At 59.8% G+C, this 21,641-nt stretch carries 18 protein-coding genes and 1 other RNA gene; 11 read left to right on the top strand and 8 right to left on the bottom strand.

Annotated features, from left to right (window positions below; genetic code table 11):
• Positions 1-10: 10 nt before the first annotated feature.
• The 7 genes from PL599_RS20240 to PL599_RS20210 form a co-directional block, all read right to left on the bottom strand.
• Positions 11-853, bottom strand: coding sequence for an MBL fold metallo-hydrolase (locus PL599_RS20240; protein ID WP_269823808.1), 843 nt, complete (start codon positions 851-853; stop codon positions 11-13).
• Positions 854-969: 116 nt separating this feature from the next.
• Positions 970-1,794 carry a TIGR00282 family metallophosphoesterase gene (locus tag PL599_RS20235; protein ID WP_077985287.1) on the bottom strand — a complete coding sequence of 275 codons (825 nt, stop codon included), beginning with the start codon at positions 1,792-1,794 and terminating at the stop codon, positions 970-972.
• A gap of 73 nt (positions 1,795-1,867) precedes the next feature.
• Positions 1,868-2,485, bottom strand: coding sequence for a 5-formyltetrahydrofolate cyclo-ligase (locus tag PL599_RS20230; RefSeq protein WP_137411397.1), 618 nt, complete (start codon positions 2,483-2,485; stop codon positions 1,868-1,870).
• A complete protein-coding gene (locus PL599_RS20225; protein WP_162520614.1) occupies positions 2,485-3,747 on the bottom strand; it encodes a hemolysin family protein in 1,263 nt (420 codons plus the stop codon). The genes PL599_RS20230 and PL599_RS20225 overlap by 1 nt, the downstream gene beginning before the upstream one ends.
• Positions 3,748-3,976: 229 nt before the next feature.
• Positions 3,977-4,135: non-coding RNA, 6S RNA (gene ssrS / locus PL599_RS20220), on the bottom strand.
• A gap of 79 nt (positions 4,136-4,214) precedes the next feature.
• Positions 4,215-4,592: a cell division protein ZapA gene (locus PL599_RS20215; RefSeq protein WP_080795010.1), complete on the bottom strand. Its 378-nt coding sequence runs from the start codon at positions 4,590-4,592 to the stop codon at positions 4,215-4,217.
• Positions 4,593-4,602: 10 nt separating this feature from the next.
• Positions 4,603-4,875, bottom strand: a complete 273-nt coding sequence (locus PL599_RS20210) for a DUF4164 domain-containing protein (RefSeq protein ID WP_003506205.1) — start codon at positions 4,873-4,875, stop codon at positions 4,603-4,605.
• Positions 4,876-5,199: 324 nt separating this feature from the next.
• Here PL599_RS20210 and tkt point away from each other — a divergent pair, with 324 nt between their 5' ends.
• Positions 5,200-7,182: a transketolase gene (gene tkt, locus PL599_RS20205; RefSeq protein WP_077985291.1), complete on the top strand. Its 1,983-nt coding sequence runs from the start codon at positions 5,200-5,202 to the stop codon at positions 7,180-7,182.
• A 62-nt stretch (positions 7,183-7,244) separates the two neighbouring features.
• On the top strand, positions 7,245-8,255 hold the full coding sequence (gap, locus tag PL599_RS20200; protein WP_137411395.1) for a type I glyceraldehyde-3-phosphate dehydrogenase: 1,011 nt from the start codon (positions 7,245-7,247) through the stop codon (positions 8,253-8,255).
• A 198-nt stretch (positions 8,256-8,453) separates the two neighbouring features.
• On the opposite strand, the gene PL599_RS20195 is transcribed toward gap, so the two are convergent.
• A complete protein-coding gene (locus PL599_RS20195; protein WP_244614297.1) occupies positions 8,454-8,630 on the bottom strand; it encodes a hypothetical protein in 177 nt (58 codons plus the stop codon).
• Positions 8,631-9,103: 473 nt separating this feature from the next.
• On the opposite strand from PL599_RS20195, the gene PL599_RS20190 reads away from it, so the two are divergent.
• The 9 genes from PL599_RS20190 to PL599_RS20150 all read left to right on the top strand — a co-directional run bounded on the left by PL599_RS20190 (position 9,104) and on the right by PL599_RS20150 (position 21,619).
• Positions 9,104-10,969 carry a potassium/proton antiporter gene (locus PL599_RS20190; protein ID WP_269823809.1) on the top strand — a complete coding sequence of 622 codons (1,866 nt, stop codon included), beginning with the start codon at positions 9,104-9,106 and terminating at the stop codon, positions 10,967-10,969.
• 67 nt (positions 10,970-11,036) lie between these two features.
• Entirely contained in the window at positions 11,037-12,239 is a 1,203-nt protein-coding gene (locus PL599_RS20185) for a phosphoglycerate kinase (RefSeq protein ID WP_077984868.1), read from the top strand.
• 191 nt (positions 12,240-12,430) lie between these two features.
• Positions 12,431-13,456: a class I fructose-bisphosphate aldolase gene (locus tag PL599_RS20180; protein WP_003523197.1), complete on the top strand. Its 1,026-nt coding sequence runs from the start codon at positions 12,431-12,433 to the stop codon at positions 13,454-13,456.
• Between the two features lie 681 nt (positions 13,457-14,137).
• On the top strand, positions 14,138-16,015 hold the full coding sequence (locus PL599_RS20175) for a TRAP transporter large permease (protein ID WP_269823901.1): 1,878 nt from the start codon (positions 14,138-14,140) through the stop codon (positions 16,013-16,015).
• Between the two features lie 66 nt (positions 16,016-16,081).
• Entirely contained in the window at positions 16,082-17,092 is a 1,011-nt protein-coding gene (locus PL599_RS20170) for a TRAP transporter substrate-binding protein (protein WP_003520342.1), read from the top strand.
• 76 nt (positions 17,093-17,168) lie between these two features.
• Positions 17,169-17,972 carry an SDR family NAD(P)-dependent oxidoreductase gene (locus tag PL599_RS20165; protein WP_170985604.1) on the top strand — a complete coding sequence of 268 codons (804 nt, stop codon included), beginning with the start codon at positions 17,169-17,171 and terminating at the stop codon, positions 17,970-17,972.
• A 1-nt stretch (position 17,973) separates the two neighbouring features.
• Positions 17,974-18,831: an IclR family transcriptional regulator gene (locus PL599_RS20160; RefSeq protein WP_142914111.1), complete on the top strand. Its 858-nt coding sequence runs from the start codon at positions 17,974-17,976 to the stop codon at positions 18,829-18,831.
• Positions 18,828-19,997, top strand: coding sequence for an acetyl-CoA acetyltransferase (locus PL599_RS20155; RefSeq protein WP_269823810.1), 1,170 nt, complete (start codon positions 18,828-18,830; stop codon positions 19,995-19,997). Before PL599_RS20160 ends, PL599_RS20155 begins: the two co-directional genes overlap by 4 nt.
• On the top strand, positions 19,994-21,619 hold the full coding sequence (locus tag PL599_RS20150) for an acyl-CoA synthetase (RefSeq protein ID WP_269823811.1): 1,626 nt from the start codon (positions 19,994-19,996) through the stop codon (positions 21,617-21,619). Before PL599_RS20155 ends, PL599_RS20150 begins: the two co-directional genes overlap by 4 nt.
• Positions 21,620-21,641: the final 22 nt, after the last annotated feature.

The following is a 21,641-nucleotide window of genomic DNA, read 5'->3' as shown; positions in this document are numbered from 1 at the left end:
CGCCGCCATGCTACATGCCTTTTGGCACCAGTATCTGCGGCTGGCGGGGAAGGTTTCTCATCGAAACCCGGATCACCGAATCCGTGGCGTAGGCAATCTGGAAATTCTCCCCGAACATCGTCAGAAACTGCTCCAGCGGCGGGCCGGTGCGGTGCATCGGCAAGATCAAGGCGGAGCGCAGGCGCTTGACCACCCGGCTCATGCTATCCGCCCCCATGGTCAGGCCGCCATCCACCGGCACCATCAGAACATCCAGACGGCCGATCTCGGCATAATGCGTATCCGTCAACTCATGATGCAGATGCCCCAGGTGGCCGATGCACAGCCCGGCAACCTCGAATATGAAAATGGAATTGCCGTTCTCCTGGAAGGACTCGTAATCTCCCCAGCGGTTGCGGATGTCGGTTGCGACATTGCGGATATAGACATCGCCCACCAGAATCCTGTGCTCGGCTTTTTCTCCCGGCGTATCACTCCAGCCATGCAGCACATATTGAATGGCCGGGTCCGGATTGAGCGTGAAATGCGTCGAATGCGCCCGGTTCATCGTCACGACAGTCGGCGTGACGGGCGGACGATAGACGCCGTTATAGTCGGTGGCGATGGTCACACCGCCGGGGCTTTCGATGAGATAGGTGGAATGGCCGATGAAGCTGATCTTCACCTCTTCCTTTGCCGTCGCCTGCGCCAGCTGAACACCCGACGGATTGAAGCTCGCGAACATGACCCCCGGAATGTTGCTGGCGATCGCCTGGCACTGGCTGACTGGAGGCCTGCTTGCCGATTGCGAAAAGGCGGCTCCAGCACAGGCGATCAGCCCTGTCATTGCAAGCATTAGCACGCGCAGCATCATGCCACTCCCCTGAACTTGCGAAGGTTGGGAGGATGAGGCAGGTTTTGCGGGGCGTCCAGTTACAAGAACGGCGAAAGGATCAGACTCTCGTCATTGTGAACGCTTACCGCAGAAGTTTAAGCCCAGAAGGAAGGCAGCGTTTCCGAAAGCCGCGGGCCGATGCGCAGCGGCGCGATCTTTTCGGCAAGCCCGGTGCGGTCGGAAATCTCAACGCCAACGCCGCAGATCGTCGCCGGCCCGCTCGCAGCCTCGAAACGGCCCTTCGGCATTTTGGAAATGAAGCGGTTGATCGGCTCTTCCTTCTCCATGCCAAGCGAGCTGTCGTAATCACCGCACATGCCGGCATCAGACATGTAGGCCGTGCCGCCATTCAATATCTGCGCATCCGCCGTCGGGACATGGGTATGCGTGCCGACAACGAAGCTCGCGCGGCCATCCACAAAATGGCCGAAACACTGTTTTTCACTCGTCGCTTCCGCATGGAAATCGAAGATGATGGCGTCGGCCTGTTCCTTCAGCGGGCAGGCGGCAAGAATGGTTTCCGCCGACTTGAAGGGATCGTCCAATTCCGGATGCATGAACACCCGGCCCATGATGTTGGCGACGAGGATACGCGCGCCGTTGCGGGCATAAAAAATGCCCGAACCCTTGCCCGGCGTCCCATCCGGATAATTGGCCGGCCGCAGGAATTGGTCGTGGCGCTCGCAGAAGGAAACGGCTTCCTTCTGGTCCCAGACATGGTTGCCGGTGGTCACGACATCGGCGCCGGCATTGATGGTTTCGAGATAGATATCCTCGGTAATGCCGAAACCGCCGGCGGCGTTTTCACCATTGACGATGACGAAATCGAGCTTCAGATCGGAAATCAGCCCAGGCAATCGCTCCCAGACAGCCGTGCGTCCGGTCTTGCCAACCATGTCTCCGAGAAAAAGAAGCCTCATTCACCCGCCCCGATCTTGCGCATGTTTTAAAAATTCCGTCCCCTCTAGCGGGTAATCCATCTTTTAAAAAGTGCTAAAGCACCTTTTGCCCACTATCGGAGATCGATGACGGAGCGGAAAACCAGTGCAGGCCGCTTTCCGTCAGAATGGCGTGAAGCGGCACATCATGCGGCTCCGCCGGGACGGACGCCACTTCCTGACAATCAAAGGCGACGCCGATGAGAACAGGCCGACGGCCCCTGGCGTGCAACCGCGCGATGGCGCGGTCATAATGACCCGCGCCATAACCGACCCGCTGCCCTTTGCAATCGAAGACAGAAAGAGGCACGAGCAAAATGTCCGGATCGAGAACCGCCGCATCCTCGCCTGGCCCGGTCGTGCCGAAGCCGGTTTTCACCAGTGGCGTATCCGTTTCAAAGGCGCGGAAGACAATGGTTTCACGATCCAGCACAACGGGCAGGACAAGACGCCCGCCCCTTGTCCGCAACGCTTCCATCAGCGGCCGGGTATCGGCCTCGGAGCGGATCGGCATGAAACCGGAAATCACGACGCCCGGCGTGAAGGGGATGCCAGCGGAGCCATGGGCCGCAATGGACTGGCTTTTCTGCTGCCGTTCCGCGAGCGTCAGCGCATCGCGCACGGCGAGCCTTTCGCCGCGCAACCTTGCTTTTTCGGCAACGTCACCGGGCATCAGGCGGCCCGGCTCACGAGAACCTTGTCAATACGGTGGCCATCGAGATCGATGACCTCGAAACGCCAGCCATTGCGGGTGACGTGTTCGCCCAGTTCCGGAAGGCGCCGGAATTCGTCCAGAACCAGACCGGCAACGGTTTCGAACTCGGCATCCTCGTCGATCTGGAAGCCCATACGATCAGCGAACTCATCGGCGGGCATCCAGCCAGCGACGAGGAACGAACCATCCTCGCGCTCGACCATGGCCGGCTCCTCGTCATCATCTTCCTGGAAGGCTCCGGTGATGGCTTCCAGCACATCGCCGGAGCTGATGATGCCTTCGAAATGACCGTATTCGTCGTAGACCAGCACCATGTGCACGGTGGAGCGACGCAGGGACTGGATGACATCAACCGCGCTCGTCAGATCCGATACGACCGGAACTTCGCGCAGAAGCTCGCGAATATTGAGTTCCTTGCCGGAAGCCAGCGCATCGAAAGCGTCCTTGGCGAAAAGCACGCCGAGAATTTCATCCGAGGCGCCGTTGCGCACCGGCAGGCGCGAACGCTGCGTCTGGCGAAGCTGCTCGCGGATTTCCTCCGCGCTGTCTTCGATATCGACCACTTCCACATCGCGACGCGGCGTCATCAGGCCGCGCGCATTGCGGTCGGCAAGGCGCATGACGCTGGTGATCATTGCCGATTCCTCGGTCTCGATCACGCCGGCACTATGGGCTTCAGCCAGAACAGTGCGGATTTCATCGTCCGTCACCGAAGCGTTGGACTCACCGCTATGGCCAAGAATTGCCAGAACCACCTTGCCGGATTTATCCAGCAGCCACACGAGCGGCGCGCCGACACGTGAAAGCATCACCATCGTGGGCGCGACACGGGCAGCGATCTTTTCAGGATCGCGCAGGGCGATCTGCTTTGGCACCAGCTCGCCGACGATCAGCGACAGATAGGTAATGGCAACGACCACGGAGCCGACACCGATGGCATCGGCGGCACGATCGGGAACACCCTGCTCCAGAAGCCATCCGGTGAACCTGGCGCCAAGCGTGGCGCCGGAAAACGCACCGGAGAGAACGCCGACCAGCGTGATGCCGATCTGCACCGTGGAAAGGAACCGCCCGGGATTTTCGGAAAGGCCGAGCGCCATGGTAGCGCCCCTGCTGCCTTGCGCGGCAAGCACCTTAAGCCTCGCCGGTCTGGAGGAGACAACGGCAAGCTCGGACATGGCAAGCACACCGTTCAATACGGTGAGCAGGACCACGATCATAATTTCAGTAAACAAGTTTAGCTCTTTGGGCTGTTGAACGGCACGTCGCGGTTTTGACCGCAGCACCCTTTTTTAAAGGGCATGACAGACATACCAATCCGGATAATAGGGAATTGTTCCGCCATTGCAATGACGGCAATATAAAAAAGCCGCGTCCGGCAGTTATGAAAAATGACTGTCGAATATATCAAGAGTACAGGGAAGCCCGGGGGGTGATCCGAAACTTCAAGCGCGATCCACGGCGACCGATGGAGATTTACGATCCTGGGCGCCTACAAAAGTAGGTGGGCACCGTGTGTCCAGCCCCACGGGACTGGCCAGGGACAGCTCCCTTTGGATCGAGTATGGCCCCAGGGATTGTGGTTCCTGTCGGGAAGCGCAGAACGCATCCCAGATATAGGACGGATTGGAGGAAATCGCCAGAGGGCAGCGCGCGAAATTTTGTCGCCTCAGAACCCTTCAGGCCATCAATGCGCGGCGGGCTTCGGCCGCGCCAGCAGTTTTTCGGTAATCCCGTTCAGGCGGTCGGCCAGATCGCCGATGGCGAGCGCCACCATTTCGTCCGATTTCGCTTGGTGTTCGGCCATGCCGTCGCGGTTGAGAGAAAGGGATGCAACCTCCCCTTCCAGCTTCTCGATCTTGCGATTTAGTTCGGACAACTCGTCCATCACCATGATGCCCGCCATGACGGTCAGGCGAAGATCGCCGATCTCACCGAACTGGCTCTTGAGATGCCCGACATAACGATCGAAGCGCGTGGCAAGATCGGTCAGGTGGTCTTCCTGTCCCGCCTCGCACGCCATGCGATAGGCCTTGCCGTCGATCATAACAGTGACTTGGGCCATGAAACCGCTCCTATCGATCCAGCACCGCGCGGATCGTCTCCATGGCCGTTACCAGCCGGCGGGAAACCTCGCGATTGACTTCTTCAAGACGGTTGGCGCGAAACTCGGCCTGATCCAGCTCATGCGCCAGCCGTGCGCGGTCGACATGGACCCGCTTGACCTCATTGTCGATTTCGCCCGTCTCCCTCTGCCGCTCGATACGCATATCGATGGCGTTTTCGAGATTTGTGATGGCAGCATTCAGCTCCGTCAGCGCAGATTGTACGGTCTTCTCAGCCGACATCGTTTTTTCCAACTCGCACACCACCGGCCGAATCGTCCGGTTTCAGGCCTTTTCAACATCCAAGAGGTTATTACCCGATTTACCATCCCGTCAATCAAACCAGTGCATTGAGGCGTTTTGCTCTGTGGATGAACGAAGAAGCACTAGCCTCTGTCGCATGAATTTTATCGTGACAGCCGATTTTCTAAACGATTTTTATCTTCGGACGAACCGCAAACGCCCGTGGATTTATTGACTTGCCGGCCTCACCTGCTATGGATCAACCCGCTTTTTGGATAGTTGCGTAAAACTATCTCCTTTCACCCGGAAACAGACGGAAAAGCCATGATTTCTCGCGACAAACACAACCGGATGGCAAATGCGATCCGCTTTCTTGCCATGGATGCAGTGGAGAAGGCCAATTCAGGCCATCCCGGTCTGCCGATGGGCGCCGCCGATGTCGCCACCGTTCTCTTCACCCGTTACCTGAAATTCGATCCCAAGGCTCCGCTCTGGGCGGATCGCGACCGCTTCGTGCTATCGGCAGGGCATGGCTCGATGCTGCTTTACTCGCTGCTCTATTTGACGGGCTACGAGGACATGACGATCGACGAGATCAAACGTTTCCGTCAGTTCGGCTCCAAGACCGCCGGCCACCCCGAATATGGCCATGCGACCGGCATTGAAACGACGACCGGCCCGCTCGGCCAGGGCATCGCCAACGCCGTCGGCATGGCAATCGCCGAACGCAAGCTGGAAGAGGAATTCGGCTCCGACCTGCAGAGCCACTTCACCTATGTCCTGTGCGGCGACGGCTGCCTCATGGAAGGCATCAGCCACGAAGCCATCGCTCTTGCCGGCCATCTCAAGCTCAACAAGCTCGTTCTGTTCTGGGATGACAACAACATCACCATCGACGGCGAAGTCGGCCTGTCCGACAGCACCGACCAGATCGCCCGCTTCCAGGCCGTTCACTGGAACACCATCCGCGTCGATGGCCACGATCCGGACGCGATTGCCGCCGCCATCGAAGCCGCACAGAAATCCGACCGCCCGACCTTCATCGCCTGCAAGACCGTCATCGGTTTCGGCGCGCCCAACAAGCAGGGCACCCACAAGGTTCACGGCAACCCGCTCGGCGCAGAAGAAATCGCCGCCGCCCGCAAGAGCCTGAACTGGGAAGCCGAAGCCTTCGTCATTCCGGAAGATGTGCTCGACGCATGGCGTCTCGCCGGCTTGCGCTCCACCAAGACCCGCCAGGACTGGGAAGCACGCCTCGAAGCCACCGAGACGGCTAAGAAGGCCGAATTCAAGCGCCGCTTCGCCGGTGACCTGACGGGCAACTTCGACAGCTCGATCGACGCCTTCAAGAAGAAGATCATCGAGAACAACCCGACCGTTGCGACCCGCAAGGCCTCGGAAGACTCGCTCGAAGTCATCAACGGCGTGCTGCCGGAAATGATCGGCGGCTCTGCTGACCTCACGCCGTCCAACAACACCAAGACCAGCCAGATGAAGTCCATCACCCCGACGGATTTCTCCGGTCGTTACCTGCATTACGGCATCCGCGAACACGGCATGGCCGCTGCCATGAACGGTATCGCACTGCATGGCGGTCTCATTCCCTATGCCGGCGGCTTCCTGATCTTCTCGGACTACTGCCGTCCGTCGATCCGTCTGGCTGCCCTCATGGGCATCCGCGTCGTCCACGTCCTGACGCATGATTCCATCGGCGTTGGCGAAGACGGCCCGACCCACCAGCCGGTCGAGCAGATCGCAGCTCTGCGCGCGATCCCGAACCTGCTCGTCTTCCGCCCGGCGGATGAAACCGAGACGGCGGAATGCTGGCAGCTGGCTCTCGAGCAGAAGCACCGTCCCTCGGCGCTGGCGCTTACCCGCCAGAATCTGGCTCCTTCGCGCAAGGAATATGAAGAGAAGAACCTCTCGGCTTACGGCGCTTACGAAATCGTCTCCGCCAGCGACGCCAAGGTTTCAATCTTCGCATCCGGCTCGGAAGTCGAAGTGGCGCTGAAGGCCGCCGCAACGTTGAAGGACAACGGCGTTTCCGTCCGTGTCGTTTCCGTTCCCTGCTTCGAACTTTTCAAGGAACAGCCGGAAACCTATCGCAACGCCATCATCGGCAAGGCTCCGGTCAAGATCGCGGTGGAAGCCGCCATCCGCCAGGGCTGGGATTATTTCATCGGCAACGATGGCGCATTCGTCGGCATGCACTCCTTTGGAGCTTCCGCGCCAGCGAAGGATCTCTTCAAGCACTTCGGCATCACGGCGGAAGCCGTCGTCGCCGCAGTCGAGGCAAAACTTGCGTGAGGGCTTCAAAAGCCCTTACCACTCCGCAAAGACCACGCCCATTTTTGTTCGGGAGACTGTAAATGACTGTAAAAGTTGCCATTAACGGCTTCGGCCGCATCGGCCGTAACGTCCTGCGCGCCATCGTCGAATCCGGCCGCACCGATATCGAAGTCGTCGCCATCAACGACCTCGGCCCGGTGGAGACCAACGCCCACCTGCTGCGCTACGATTCGATCCACGGCAAGTTCCCGGCCGAAGTGAAGGTCGAAGGCGACACGATCACCGTCGGTGGCGGCAAGCCGATCAAGGTGACCGCCGTTCGCGATCCGGCAACGCTGCCGCACAAGGAACTCGGCGTCGATATCGCGCTGGAATGCACCGGCATCTTCACCGCCCGCGACAAGGCCGCCGCTCACCTGACGGCCGGCGCAAAGCGCGTCATCGTTTCGGCTCCGGCTGACGGCGCGGACCTGACAGTCGTGTTCGGCGTCAACGACGACCAGCTGACCAAGGATCACCTCGTCATTTCCAATGCGTCCTGCACCACCAACTGCCTCGTGCCGGTCGTGAAGGTTCTCGATGACGTCGTCGGTATCGATCATGGCTTCATGACCACGATCCACTCCTACACCGGCGACCAGCCGACGCTGGACACGATGCACAAGGATCTGTACCGTGCCCGCGCCGCAGCCCTGTCCATGATCCCGACTTCGACCGGCGCCGCCAAGGCCGTTGGCCTCGTTCTGCCGCACCTCAAGGGCAAGCTGGACGGCACGTCGATCCGCGTTCCGACTCCGAATGTTTCGGTTGTCGACTTCAAGTTCATTGCCAAGCGCGCCACCACGGTTGAAGAAATCAACGAAGCCATCAAGACTGCCGCCAATGGCAAGCTGAAGGGTATCCTCGGCTACACCGACGAGCCGCTGGTTTCCCGCGATTTCAACCACGACAGCCATTCCTCGATCTTCGCAATCGACCAGACCAAGGTCATGGAAGGCAATTTCGTGCGCATCCTGTCCTGGTACGACAACGAGTGGGGCTTCTCCAACCGTATGTCGGACACGGCTGTCGCATTCGCGAAGACCATCTAATCAGGCGTCGCGTCCATAAAAAGAACCGGCAGGAGCAATCCTGCCGGTTTTTGTTTGCCTGAAAAATGCCGACGGGACTGAGGGATCCCGCCGGCGTCGATCCCGAAACAAGGCGGAGCGCTTCGGATCGAAAACCGTCACCGGCCGATTGACGATGCAAGCCGTCCCTCATCCATCCGCAAGAGGCGCGCGCACTCGTCATTTTCTATTGTTGATAACGACCGGACCCGAGTTCCCGGCGCTGCTCCAGATCGTATCGAAAGTCTGTTGCCTCAATTCGCTTTGCTGCATGGAGAGTTTCATCATGCAGTCGGCGAAATCCCGCGAGCCTTCGTAGTAGCCGAAGACGCGGCAGCGCTCTCGTTGCGCGGCCATGTTTGCCGCCGTCTGCTCCGTACTCGAGCAACCCGAAACTATCGGGCCGGCGGCCAGTAGTATTATAAAGGTAGTTATCCGTTTCATCCGATCGCTCCGGTAATGAAAAAGCAATTCGGAGGCGAGAACTAACCCAGCTGCATTGTCTCTATGTTACGTTGAAACACGGGCAGGTGAATTGTTTTTGCGGGGTATGCGCCGCGTCTCCACGCCTTGCATTTTTCCCTGCACGCCGGAAAAAATCTGATTCCCTGCCTTTGTCTGGTCCATTTTGGGACTGACAAGAAACACAGGGATAATGGTCGTGCGCAATGCACTGCGGCCCTGCCGTATCATTCGATACACCCCGCCTTGCATCGTCTTTCAACGCCGCCCGAAACAGCGGTGACAGACCGCAACCCGTGGCGCATTGACTGCAAACGCGCAGAGCCATCATCGCAGCGGCCAAGGCGGTTTGAGTAAGGCGGGTGGACGTGGAATCATTTTATCTTCTGTTGCTGGTCGCAACTGTTCTCGTTCTCGTCGCCGCGTTTTCGAGCCTCATCGCCTTCCGCTTCGGCGCGCCTCTCCTCCTGCTTTTCCTGATGATCGGCCTTGCAGCCGGCGTGGACGGCCTCGGCATCCAATTCGCCAACAATCCGTTGGCCTATATGCTTGGCTCGCTGGTGCTTGCCGTCATCCTCTTCGATTCCGGTTTCGGCACGTCCATCCAGTCCTTCCGGCTTTCGGCCGCACCCGCCGTCACTCTCGCCACAGTCGGCGTCATCCTCACATCCGTTTTTTTTGCGGGCGCAGCGGCGCTTTTGCTTGGGCTTTCCTGGCTAGAAGGACTGCTGCTTGGCGCCATCGTCGCCTCCACCGATGCGGCGGCCGTATTCTTCCTGCTGCGCATCGGCGGCATCCACATACGCGATCAGGTTCGTTCGACGCTGGAAGTCGAATCCGGCACCAACGATCCAATGGCGATCTTCCTCACCATTGCCCTGGTTGAAATCATCGCCAAGGGTCAGGGATTGGCCGGCATCGACAGCGGCTTTCTGCTGCTTTTCATCGAGCAGATGGGGCTTGGCGTGATTTTCGGCCTGCTCGGCGGCGTCATGATCGCCACCGTCGTCAATCGGTTCGCCGCCGACCGCGGACTGGCTCCAATCTTCGTGCTCGCACTGGCGCTGCTGGTCTTCTCTTTCACCGGTACAATTGGCGGCAGCGGTTTTCTGGCGGTCTATGTGGCTGGCATCGTTGCCGGCAACCGCCGGATTTTCGCCAAGGAAACCATCCGCCGTTTCCATGAGGGGCTGACCTGGCTTGCACAGATCATCATGTTCCTGATGCTCGGCCTGCTCGCCACCCCGTCGCAATTTCCGGCAATCGCCATTCCGGCCGTGCTGCTCGCGCTTTTCCTCATCTTCGTCGCCCGCCCGCTTGCGGTCTGGCTGAGCCTCATGCCCTTCAATTATACCCAGCAGGAAACCTCCTTCGTGGCATGGGTCGGCCTGCGCGGCGCCGTCTCCATCCTGCTCGCCATCATGCCCATTCTCGGCGGGCTAGACGATGCGCAGATTTATTTCAACGCCGCCTTCATCATCGTGCTGGTGTCACTTCTCGTGCAAGGCTGGACCATCAAGCCCGTGGCGACACGGCTCGGACTGATCGTGCCGCCGCGCATGGGCGAGGTGGACAAGCTGGAGGTCGATCTTCCCGGCACGGCCAATCATGAACTGATCTCCTACCGGGTCGCGAAGGGCAGCGCCATCATGCAGGGCGAGCGCATTCCACGCTGGGCCATGCCTTCGCTGGTGGTGCGCGACGGCAAGTCGATCCGCTATCAATATGCCGGGCGGCTGCGGGAGAACGATCTCGTCTACCTCTTCATCGCACCGGGCTATTCCCGCCTGATCGATCGGCTGTTCGCCAGCGCCCTGCCGGTTGCCGATGACGACGCCGAGTTCTTCGGCACCTTCGCGATCTCACCCGCCCGCCCGGCGAAGGAACTGGACGCGGCCTATGGTCCCGGTTTGCTATCGGCCGCCGAACAGACGATGAGCGTTGCAGAATTGATCGAAGCACGCCTTGCCGGCAAGGCTGCTTACGCCGACCGCGTGCGCCTCGGCTCCATCGTTCTGATCGTTCGCACACTGGACGAACACGAGGCGATAACCGGGGTGGGCATCTCCCTCGAACCGGTAGAACCGGCCACCAGCCTGCCGATCTTCATCAGCTTTTCGGAAATCCTCAACCGTGTGCGCCATTATCTCGCAGAGAAGCGCCAGCCGCGCCCCGCCGGCTTGGAAGAAAGCACCCCGGCACCTGCCAATACAGTGAGAGAAAATGAGACCTGACCCGCTTGCGTCGGCATTCAGGCATAGTATGGTCCGTGCCGAACTCGCAACAAATCAGGATCGACCTATGCCCGCTTTCAAGACCCTCGACGACCTCAACGACATTGCCGGAAAGCGCGTTCTCGTCCGCGTTGATCTCAACGTGCCGGTCGCGGATGGCAAGGTGACGGACGCAACCCGTATCGAACGTGTTGCGCCGACCATTCTGGAGCTGTCCTCCAAGGGTGCGAAAGTCATCCTGCTCGCTCATTTCGGCCGTCCGAAGGGCGAACCGGTCGCCGACATGTCGCTCTCCCAGATCGTGCCCGCCGTCGAGGAAGTGCTGGATCACGCCGTTTCCTTCGCGACCGACTGCATCGGCGTACCGGCGGCGGACGCCGTCGCGAAACTGAACGACGGCGATATCCTGCTTCTGGAAAACACCCGCTTCCACAAGGGCGAAGAAAAGAACGATCCCACCTTCGTCGAGGCGCTGGCGGCCAACGGCGATGTCTATGTGAACGACGCTTTCTCCGCCGCCCACCGCGCCCACGCCTCCACCGAAGGACTTGCGCGCCACCTGCCCGCTTATGCCGGACGCACCATGCAGGCCGAGCTAGAGGCGCTGGAAAAGGGTCTTGGCCAGCCGGTCCGTCCGGTGGTCGCCATCGTCGGCGGCGCCAAGGTTTCGAGCAAGATCGATCTCTTGATGAACCTCGTCAAGAAAGTCGACGCCCTCGTCATCGGCGGCGGCATGGCCAACACCTTCCTCGCCGCACGCGGCACAAATGTTGGCAAATCACTCTGCGAGCATGATCTGGCCGAGACCGCAAAGCAGATCATGATCGAGGCGGCGACATCCGGCTGCGCCATCGTGCTGCCGGAAGATGGCGTGGTGGCTCGCGAATTCAAGGCTGGTGCGGCCAATGAAACCGTCGATATCAACGCCATTCCCGCCGATGCCATGGTTCTCGATGTCGGCCCGAAATCGGTTGAAAGCATCAAGGCCTGGATTTCCCGTGCGGAAACGCTGGTCTGGAACGGCCCGCTCGGCGCCTTTGAAATCGAGCCCTTTGATGCAGCGACTGTGGCTGCGGCAAAACATGCCGCCGAATGCACGAAGGCCGGCAAGCTCGTCTCCGTTGCAGGCGGTGGTGATACCGTCGCGGCGCTCAACCATGCCGGTGTTTCGGACGATTTTTCCTATGTATCCACGGCCGGCGGCGCCTTCCTCGAATGGATGGAAGGCAAGGAATTGCCGGGCGTTGCCATCCTCTCCGCCGCCAAGTAAACTTATCTAACTTGCCTGACACAAGGCCGGACAAGCCATGCTTGTCCGGCCTTGTTTTTTGGTAAGTGCACGCGGGAGGAAAAGTTTCAAACGATTGAAATGATTTCAATCGTTTCAATGAGTTAGCGTGCCATTTCCCTGCCCTGGAACTTCTGTTATCGGAAATTTATTGTGCCTTGGGAGAATAGCAAATGACCGAACGTCTCGAAGACATCGCAATCAAAATGGTCGCCGACGGCAAGGGCCTGCTCGCCGCCGACGAATCCACGGGAACGATCAAAAAGCGTTTCGACAGCATCAATCTGGAGTCGACCGAGACCGCCCGCCGCGATTATCGCGAAATGCTGTTCCGTTCCGACGACGCCATGAAGAAATACATCTCCGGCGTCATCCTCTATGAAGAGACCCTGTTCCAAAAGGCCGCCGACGGCACGCCTTTCGTGGATATCATCAAGGCGGCCGGCAGCCTGCCGGGCATCAAGGTGGATATTGGCGCCAAGCCTATGGCTTTCCACCCGCATGAATTCATCACCGAAGGCCTCGACGGTCTTTACGAGCGCCTGCGTAAATATCATGAAGCTGGCGCCCGCTTCGCCAAGTGGCGCGGCGTTATCACTATCGGTGAACAGCGTCCGAGCTGGGGCTCTATCAAGGCAAACTCCCAGTCGCTCGCCCGTTACGCCGCGCTCTGCCAGCAGGCGGACATCGTGCCAATCGTCGAGCCTGAAGTGCTGATGGACGGCGAGCCCGGCACGCATGACATCGACCGCTGTGCGGAAGTTACGCAATGGGTTTTGCAGACCGTGTTTGCGGATCTGTTCGACGCCCGCGTGAACCTTGAAGGCATGATCCTCAAGCCGAACATGATCATCGACGGCAAGAAGGCCCGCAAGGCTTCCGTCGAGGAAGTGGCGGAAAAGACCGTGAAGGTTCTGAAGGCCACCGTGCCCTCAGCCGTTCCGGGCATCGCCTTCCTCTCCGGCGGCCAGTCCTCCGAAGAGGCAACGGCGCATCTCTCCGCCATGAATGCCGGCTACGACCTACCCTGGTCGCTGACCTATTCCTACGGCCGCGCGCTTCAGGATACGGCCCTCAAGACCTGGGGCGGCAAGCAGGAAAACGTCGCCGCCGGCCAGCGCGCCTTCACGCACCGCGCCGCGATGAACAGCCTCGCCGCCAAGGGCAACTGGAAACAGGAACTCGAAAAGGCCGCCTGAGGCTGACAGAGAACATCAGATAAACAGCAGCCGCCCCAACGGGCGGCTGCTGCGTTTGATAAAGCAAGATCATCCGTACTCCGTCACACGGACCCAATCGTCTTTCATTTTACCTGACTGATAATTCTCAACCGTTTGATTGTGCATCGCTACCTGCGTGGAAGCATGTCCACCATGGGCAGCCTTATCCGCTGAAGCCGTGCGACCTGACGACTTTATGACCGTCATTGCCGCAATAGACAGCGGATGCGCTCCCCGGCTTCTCCAGCGCATAGCGCCAGACAATCCGGATCGCCCGGCACCATAAGCGCTTTCGTCTCGACGGGCTCTCGAAAAGCCCCGGAAATTGCTGCGTACTCGTTACCTCACAGATGAATTTCAATCAATTACAATACGATCCACTATGTGGACCTGTAAACATGCAATGAAAACCACGCAATACTGCATTTATACAGTTGATTTTGGCAATTTTCCTGTGTATCCCGAATGCACAGTTATTTAACGGTCCATATTGTGGAGGCAATATACCGCTAGTTTCAGGCTTTTGGAGGGGTCTCGCCGGTCTGGCAATGACAGATATATCCTGATGCGCAGGCCACGATTACGGCCTCGGCGTGGGTAAAATTCTCTTTGTCTGCCGCAGTCCGTTGCGAAGGTTGTTCTGTGGGAGAGGAGGCCCCGATAACCATGACCGCAAACGCGAATGACGACGTATTTGTACTCGATGGAGAGCTTTTGCATACCGGCCCGGTAACAGGCTCGTGGTTCATGCGACCCATTGAGGCCGTGGCGGCGGTGCTGCTGGCGGTGATGATCGGCCTGCTTCTGCTGGGCGTGGCGTCGCGTTATGCCCTGCATTTGCCAATCGTCTGGATCGATGAAACGGCGTCGTTGAGCTTCCTGTGGTTTGCCATGCTGGGTGCGGCAATTGCCATCGACCGCAGCGAACATCTGCGCCTGACGCTGTTTCTCAACATGTTTCCGCAGCGCATTCTGGGCTATGTCAATTCGCTCGCCCTCGTGCTGGTGGCGACATTTCTTGCGGCCATTATCAAGCCGGCGATAGAATATGCCATTGAGGAATGGGTCGTTACCTCGGCGGCGCTGAATATTCCAATGTCCTACCGCGCCGCGGCATTGCCGGTTGGCTGCTGTCTTATGCTGCTGCTGGTTCTCAACAACCTCTTCCGCAGGGAAAATCTGCGGGACATCGTCGCAGCCATTGTCACCGTCGCGGTCGCCTCCGGCCTGCTCTATCTGGCATCGCCGACGCTCGAAACTTTCGGCAATTTCAATCTGGCGATCTTCCTCGGCCTGTTCGTGGCGTTGTTTCTCGTGCTGGGCGTACCGATCGCCTTCTGTTTCGGCCTTGGAACCCTCGCCTACCTGACCTCTACCACCTGGGTTCCGACCATCGTGATGATCGGGCGCATCGACGAAGGCATGTCGGGCATCATCCTATTGTCGGTTCCTGTTTTTGTGCTGCTGGGCTGCGTGCTCGACGCCACCGGCATGGGCAAGGCGATTGTGGAGCTGCTATCCTCGATGTTCGGCCACATTCGCGCGGGCATGTCCTATGTGCTGCTCGGCTCGCTGTTTCTGGTCTCGGGCATTTCCGGCTCCAAGGTTTCGGATATGGCGACGGTTGCACCGGCGTTGTTTCCCGAAATGAAGCGTCGCGGTCACAAGCCCAAGGAAATGATTGCGCTTCTGGCCACCGGCGCCGCTATGGCCGATACGGTTCCGCCCTCCATCGTGCTGATCGTTCTCGGTTCGGCCGCTGGCGTGTCGATTGCAGGCCTCTTCACCTCCGGCTTCATGATCGCCATGGTGCTGCTTCTGGTGCTGGCCGTTCTGGCCCGCTGGAAGGCGCGCCATGAAAACATGGAAGGCGCAAAACGCACCCCATGGCCACTGGTGGGCAAGGCGGCCCTGATTGCCGCCCCGGCGCTGGTTTTGCCCTTCCTCATCCGCAGTCTGGTCGGCGGCGGCGTGGCGACGGCAACCGAGGTTTCCACCATCGCCGTACTCTATGCCTTGATCATCGGCGCAGTGCTTTACGGCGGCATCAGCTTCAAAAAGCTCTATTCGATGCTGGTGGAGACGGCAGCCCTCTCCGGCGCGATCCTGCTGATCCTCGGCTGCGCCTCGGCGATGGCCTGGGGGCTGACGCAGAGCGGCTTTGCCTTCCAGCTGACCGCGATGATCACCGATTTGCCGGGCGGCTGGATGACCTATATGGTCGTGTCGATCCTGATTTTCATGATCCTCGGTTGCGTGCTGGAAGGCCTGCCGGCAATCGTATTGCTTGCACCGATCATGTTCCCCATCGCCCGCACACTCGGCATCAACGACATCCATTATTCGATGGTCGTGGTGGTCGCCATGAATATCGGCCTGATGGCGCCGCCCATCGGCATCGGTTTCTACATCGCCTGCAAGATTGGCAACGTCTCGCCTGATGAGGCCATGGGCGCCATCTGGCCCTATCTTGCAGCCATGGTCATCGGTCTGCTGCTGATTGCAGCAATTCCGGGCTTCTCGACAATTCTGCTCTGAGACCGTGGCGGGTCCATCCGCCACGCCGATGAATGACATATGCTTTTATTTTGGGAGGAGAAAGCAATGAATATCAACAGACGTACCGTGTTGGCCGGCGCCGGTTCCGCCGTTCTTGCCACCGCTTTTGTGTCGCGCGCCCGCGCTGCGCAATTCAATTATAAATATGCCAACAACCTGCCTGCCGCGCACCCCATGAACATCCGCGCCAAGGAGGCGGCTGACCGTATCGCCAAGGAAACCGACGGCCAGGTGAATATCAACATCTTCCCCAGCAGCCAGTTGGGCGCTGATACCGATGTGTTGAGCCAGGTACGTTCGGGCGGTGTTGAATTCTTTACGCTTTCGCCTCTGATCCTCTCGACGCTGGTGCCGAATGCATCCATCAGCGGCATCGGCTTCGCCTTCCCGAACTACGATTCGGTATGGGCGGCCATGGATGGCGATCTCGGCAAATATGTGCGCGGCGAAATCGCCAAGCAGAACCTCGTTGCCATGGACACGATCTGGGATAACGGTTTCCGCCAGATCACCAGCGCTTCGAAGCCCATCGCCACGCCGGCCGATCTCGAAAGCTTCAAGATTCGCGTGCCGGTCAGCCCGCTCTGGACCTCGATGTTCAAGGCGTTCAAATCTGCCCCTGCCTCGATCAATTTCGCTGAAGTCTACACCGCCTTGCAGACCGGCGTTGTCGATGGCCAGGAAAACCCGCTGGCGATCATTTCTACCGCCAAGCTGTTCGAAGTGCAGAAATTCTGCTCGGTCACGAACCATATGTGGGACGGCTTCTGGTTCCTGGCAAACAAGCGCGCCTGGGAGCGCCTGCCGGATGACCTGCGCGCCATCGTTGCCAAAAACCTCAATCAGGCCGGCAAGGACGAGCGGGCCGATGTGGCGAAACTCAACGCCTCGGTGAAGGAAGACCTGATTGCCAAGGGCATGACCTTCAACGACACGGACGCCTCACTCTTCCGTGCAACCCTCAAGGAAGCCGGTTTCTATTCCGAATGGAAGGGCAAATATGGCGATGAAGCCTGGGCCATTCTCGAAAAGGCCGTTGGCGCCAGCCTGACCTGATCGGTCCGCTGAATAACTGGCCCCGCGTCAGGCGGGGCCGACCCGACTATTTCTGACGATTGTAATGGAGACTGTTTTGACAGGTCGCCTGACGGGAAAACGCGCCATTGTTTTTGGCGCAGGATCATCTGGTCCGGGTTTCGGCAATGGCAAGGCCGCGGCCATGCAATTTGCCCGCGAAGGCGCGCGTGTGGCCTGTGTCGACCTCTCCGTTGACGCGGCCGAGGAAACCGCACAGATCATTCGAGGCGAAGGTTTCGAGGCGATTGCGATTGCTGCCGATGTGACGAAGCTCGATTCCGTATCGGCCACGGTTGCTCGGACCTGCGAGGTCTTCGGCGGCATCGATATCCTGCACAATAATGTCGGCGTGACCCATATGGGCGGCCCGGTCGAGCTGGATGAGGAACGCTTTCGAGCCTCGGTCGATCTCAATATCGGCTCCGTTTATCGCACCGCCAAGGCCGTACTGCCGGTAATGCTGGCGCAAGGCGGCGGGGCCATCGTCAACATCTCCTCGCTCGCCTCCATTCGCTGGACCGGCTATCCCTATTTTGCCTATTACGCCATGAAAGCCGCCGTAAACCAGGCGACCGTGGCGCTGGCCATGCAATATGCCCGCCAAGGCATTCGCGCCAATTGCGTTCTGCCCGGAATGATCGATACGCCGCTGATCTACAAGCAGATCAGCAATCAATATGCCTCCGTCGAAGATATGGTGGCGGCGCGCAATGCCGCGGTCCCGGTCGGACGCATGGGCGATGCCTTCGATATCGCCCGCGCGGCAGTCTTTCTGGCATCCGATGAAGCCAAGTTCATCACCGGCGTCTGCCTGCCGGTCGATGGCGGGCAAAGCTGTGCGGTGGGAGCGTTCTCCTGATATGGCCACGATGGTTCCCACAGAAAGCGACCTGACAGGCGCGCGCGCGGTAGACCGGGCGCTGGGACTTCTATCGATGGTGGGGCGTCATGCCGAACGCGGTGTGGCGCTTTCGGTCATCGTTACCGAAAGCGGGCTGAACAAGCCCACGGCCCGCCGCCTGCTGCTGGCGCTGATCCGCGCAGGCCTGGTGGAGCAGGATGAGGAAACGCGGCGTTATTATCTGGGCGAGGAAGCCTATGTGCTGGGCAGCCTGTCATCGCGCCGTTTCGGCTTGCTGCAGATGGCCCAGGACAGTCTGACGCGCATTTCCCGCCGCACTGAGGATTCGAGCTTCCTTTCCGTGCGCCGCGACACGTTTGCACTGTGCCTTTATCGCGAAGAAGGCACCTGGCCGGTGCGCACCCACGCGCTTCAGGCCGGTTTCGAGCACCCCTTGGGCATAGGCGCGGGATCGCTCGCCATGCTGGCGGCGCTGCCCGACGCCGAGGTGGAAAGCGTCATTGCCGCCAATAGCGGGCTGATCGCCGCGAACTATCCCGGCATCACGCTTGACGGACTGCGCCGCGACGTCGAATTGACGAGAACCAATGGTTATTCGCTCAATCCGGGTCTGATCCTCTCGAATTCCTGGGGTATCGGCGTTGCCATCCGAACCCCGGATGGCGCGGTGGCGGGGGCGTTGAGCATTGCCGCCGTCGACAGCCGCATGCGGCCGGAGCGTCAGCCGGAACTGGCGGCAGTGCTGCGCGAGGAAGTAACCCGCATCGAGACACGCATTGCGGAAATGATGGCCAGCCGCGCCCGCACACGCGGCGAAGGCGACGCGAAACGGCAAACAAGGAGAACGAGCAAATGAGCAAAGCACAGATCGTCGGCTGGGCGCACTCGCCTTTCGGCAAATCGGCCCTTGAAAATACCGAGCAACTGATGGCTTCGGTCGTGGCGCCGGCCATAGACCATGCCGGCGTCGATGTCGGCGATATAGACGGCATTTTCGTCGGCGTGATGAATAACGGTTTCTCGAAGCAGGATTTTCAAGGCGCGCTGGTGGCCATGGGCGATGAGCGCCTCGCCTATACGCCCGCCGTGCGTTTCGAGAACGCCTGCTCGACGGGATCGGCCGCCCTTTACAGCGCCATGGATTTCATCGAGGCGGGACGCGGGCGCATCGCGCTCGTTGTCGGTGCCGAAAAAATGACGGCGCTGCCAACCGCCGAGGTGGGTGAAATCCTTCTATCCGCCTGCTACCGTGCTGAGGAAGCCGATATTTCCGGCGGCTTTGCCGGCCAGTTCGGACGTATCGCTGAGGCCTATTTCCAGCGCTATGGTAATCGTTCCGAAGAACTGGCGATGATCGCCGCCAAGAACCATGCCAATGGCGCGGTCAATCCCTATGCCCATATGCGCAAGGATTTCGGCTTCGATTTCTGCAACATGGTATCGGATAAGAACCCCTATGTCGCAGGCCCCCTGCGCCGCACCGACTGCTCGCTGATCTCCGACGGCGCTGCCGCCATCATTCTGGCCGATGAGGAAACCGCAGCGACACTCAACCGCGCCATCGGTTTCAGGGGCCGCAAGCATGTCAATGACATTCTGGCGCTGAGCCGCCGCGATCCGCTGGCCTTCGAGGGCGCACGCCGCGCCTGGGCAGGTTCGCTGGAACTCGCCGGGGCGACGCTCAACGACCTCTCCTTCGTCGAAACCCATGATTGTTTCACCATTGCCGAACTCATCGAATATGAGGCGATGGGGCTGGCGAAGCCCGGCGAAGGCCATCGGGTGGTGCGCGAAGGCACAGCCCTGAAAACCGGGCGTCTGCCGATCAACCCCTCCGGCGGGCTGAAATCCAAGGGGCATCCGGTCGGGGCGACCGGCGTTTCCATGCATGTCATGGCGGCGATGCAATTGATGGGCGAAGCGGGCGACATGCAGATCCCCGGCGCCTCGCTCGCCGGTGTTTTCAACATGGGAGGGACTGCGGTTGCCAACTATGTCTCGATCATGGAGCGCGTGAAATGACGATACATCCTCCGGGCGGGGTTGCGCCTTCGACCACGCGGGTCATGAACCTCTCGCATTTCCTGACCCAGGCTGCGCTCCGCAACCCTGCCGACATCGGCTTCGTATGGGGTGACAAGAGCTGGACATGGGCTGAAATGGACGCCCGCGTCGATGCGATGGCGATGGCGCTGATGATCGAATTCGGCGTCAGGAAAGGCGACCGCATTCTGGTGCAGTCTTCCAACAACAACCAGATGTTCGAATCCATGTTCGCCTGCTTTCGCGTGGGCGCGGTTTGGGTGCCGACCAATTATCGCCAGTCGCCCGACGAGGTCGCCTATCTGGCGAAAGCCAGCGGCGCACGCGGCATGATCTGCGCCAGCGCTTTTCCCGAGCATGCAAGGGCCAGCCGTGAGACGACCGCGATCGATTTCACCATCGCCATTGGCACGGCCGAATTCGGCGAGGACTACGATACTATCGTGGCCCGCCATCTGGGTCAGAAAGTGAAAAGCGAGGCGGTGGATCGGGACGATCCCTGCTGGTTCTTCTTCACCTCCGGCACGACGGGCCGGCCCAAGGCTGCGGTGCTGACCCATGGCCAGATGGCCTTTGTCATCACCAACCATCTCTGCGATCTGATGCCCGGCACCGGACCGGGCGACGCTTCCATCGTCGTTGCGCCGCTTTCGCACGGCGCGGGCATTCACCAGCTGGTGCAGGTGGCGCATGGGGCAAAAACGGTGCTTCCGGCCGCGGAAAAGCTCGATGTGCCCGCGGTGTGGGCGCTGATCGAGAAATGGCGCGTAACCAATGCCTTCACCGTGCCGACCATTCTGAAAATGCTGATCGAAGACCCTTCCGTGGATCGTTTCGATCATTCCTCGCTGCGCTACGTTATCTATGCCGGCGCGCCCATGTATCGTGCCGATCAGAAACGGGCGCTCGCCAAGCTCGGCCCGGTGCTGGTGCAATATTTCGGCCTCGGCGAAGTGACCGGCAACATCACCGTGCTGCCGCCTTCCTTCCACACCGCCGAAGACGGCCCTGATGCGCGGATCGGCACCTGCGGTTTTGATCGCACCGGCATGGAAGTGCAAATCCAGAACGATGCGGGCGAGGAGCTTCAGGCCGGTGAAACCGGCGAAATCTGCGTGATCGGTCCCGCTGTTTTCGCGGGTTATTACGATAATCCCGACGCCAATGCCAAAGCGTTCCGCAACGGCTGGTTCCGCACCGGCGATCTTGGCCACCGCGATGAGAACGGTTTCGTATACATCACCGGCCGCGCCTCCGACATGTATATTTCCGGCGGCTCGAACATCTATCCGCGTGAGATCGAGGAGAAAATCCTCATGCACCCAGATATCAGCGAAACAGCGGTTCTGGGCGTGCCGGATGCGGTGTGGGGCGAGGTCGGCGTCGCCGTCTGCGTGGCGCGGGAGGGCGCGGATATCGCCGGCATCGACCTGAAAGCCTATCTCGACGGCAAGATGGCCCGTTACAAGCTGCCGAAAGCCATTGTGTTCTGGGATGCCATGCCAAAATCCGCCTATGGCAAGATCACCAAGAAGATGATCCGCGAGGAGCTGGAAAAGCGCGGCCAGATGCCGGTTTTCGAGGAAAAACTGACCGGCTGAAGGCCGCAACGTATAACCGGGA

Origin of the sequence: Agrobacterium sp. ST15.16.055 (genome assembly GCF_027956555.1) — a bacterium.
GTDB classification, from domain to species: Bacteria; Pseudomonadota; Alphaproteobacteria; order Rhizobiales; family Rhizobiaceae; genus Agrobacterium; species Agrobacterium salinitolerans.
Note: the sequence above shows the minus strand (reverse complement) of the source record. Positions and strands in the feature narration are given on the sequence as shown.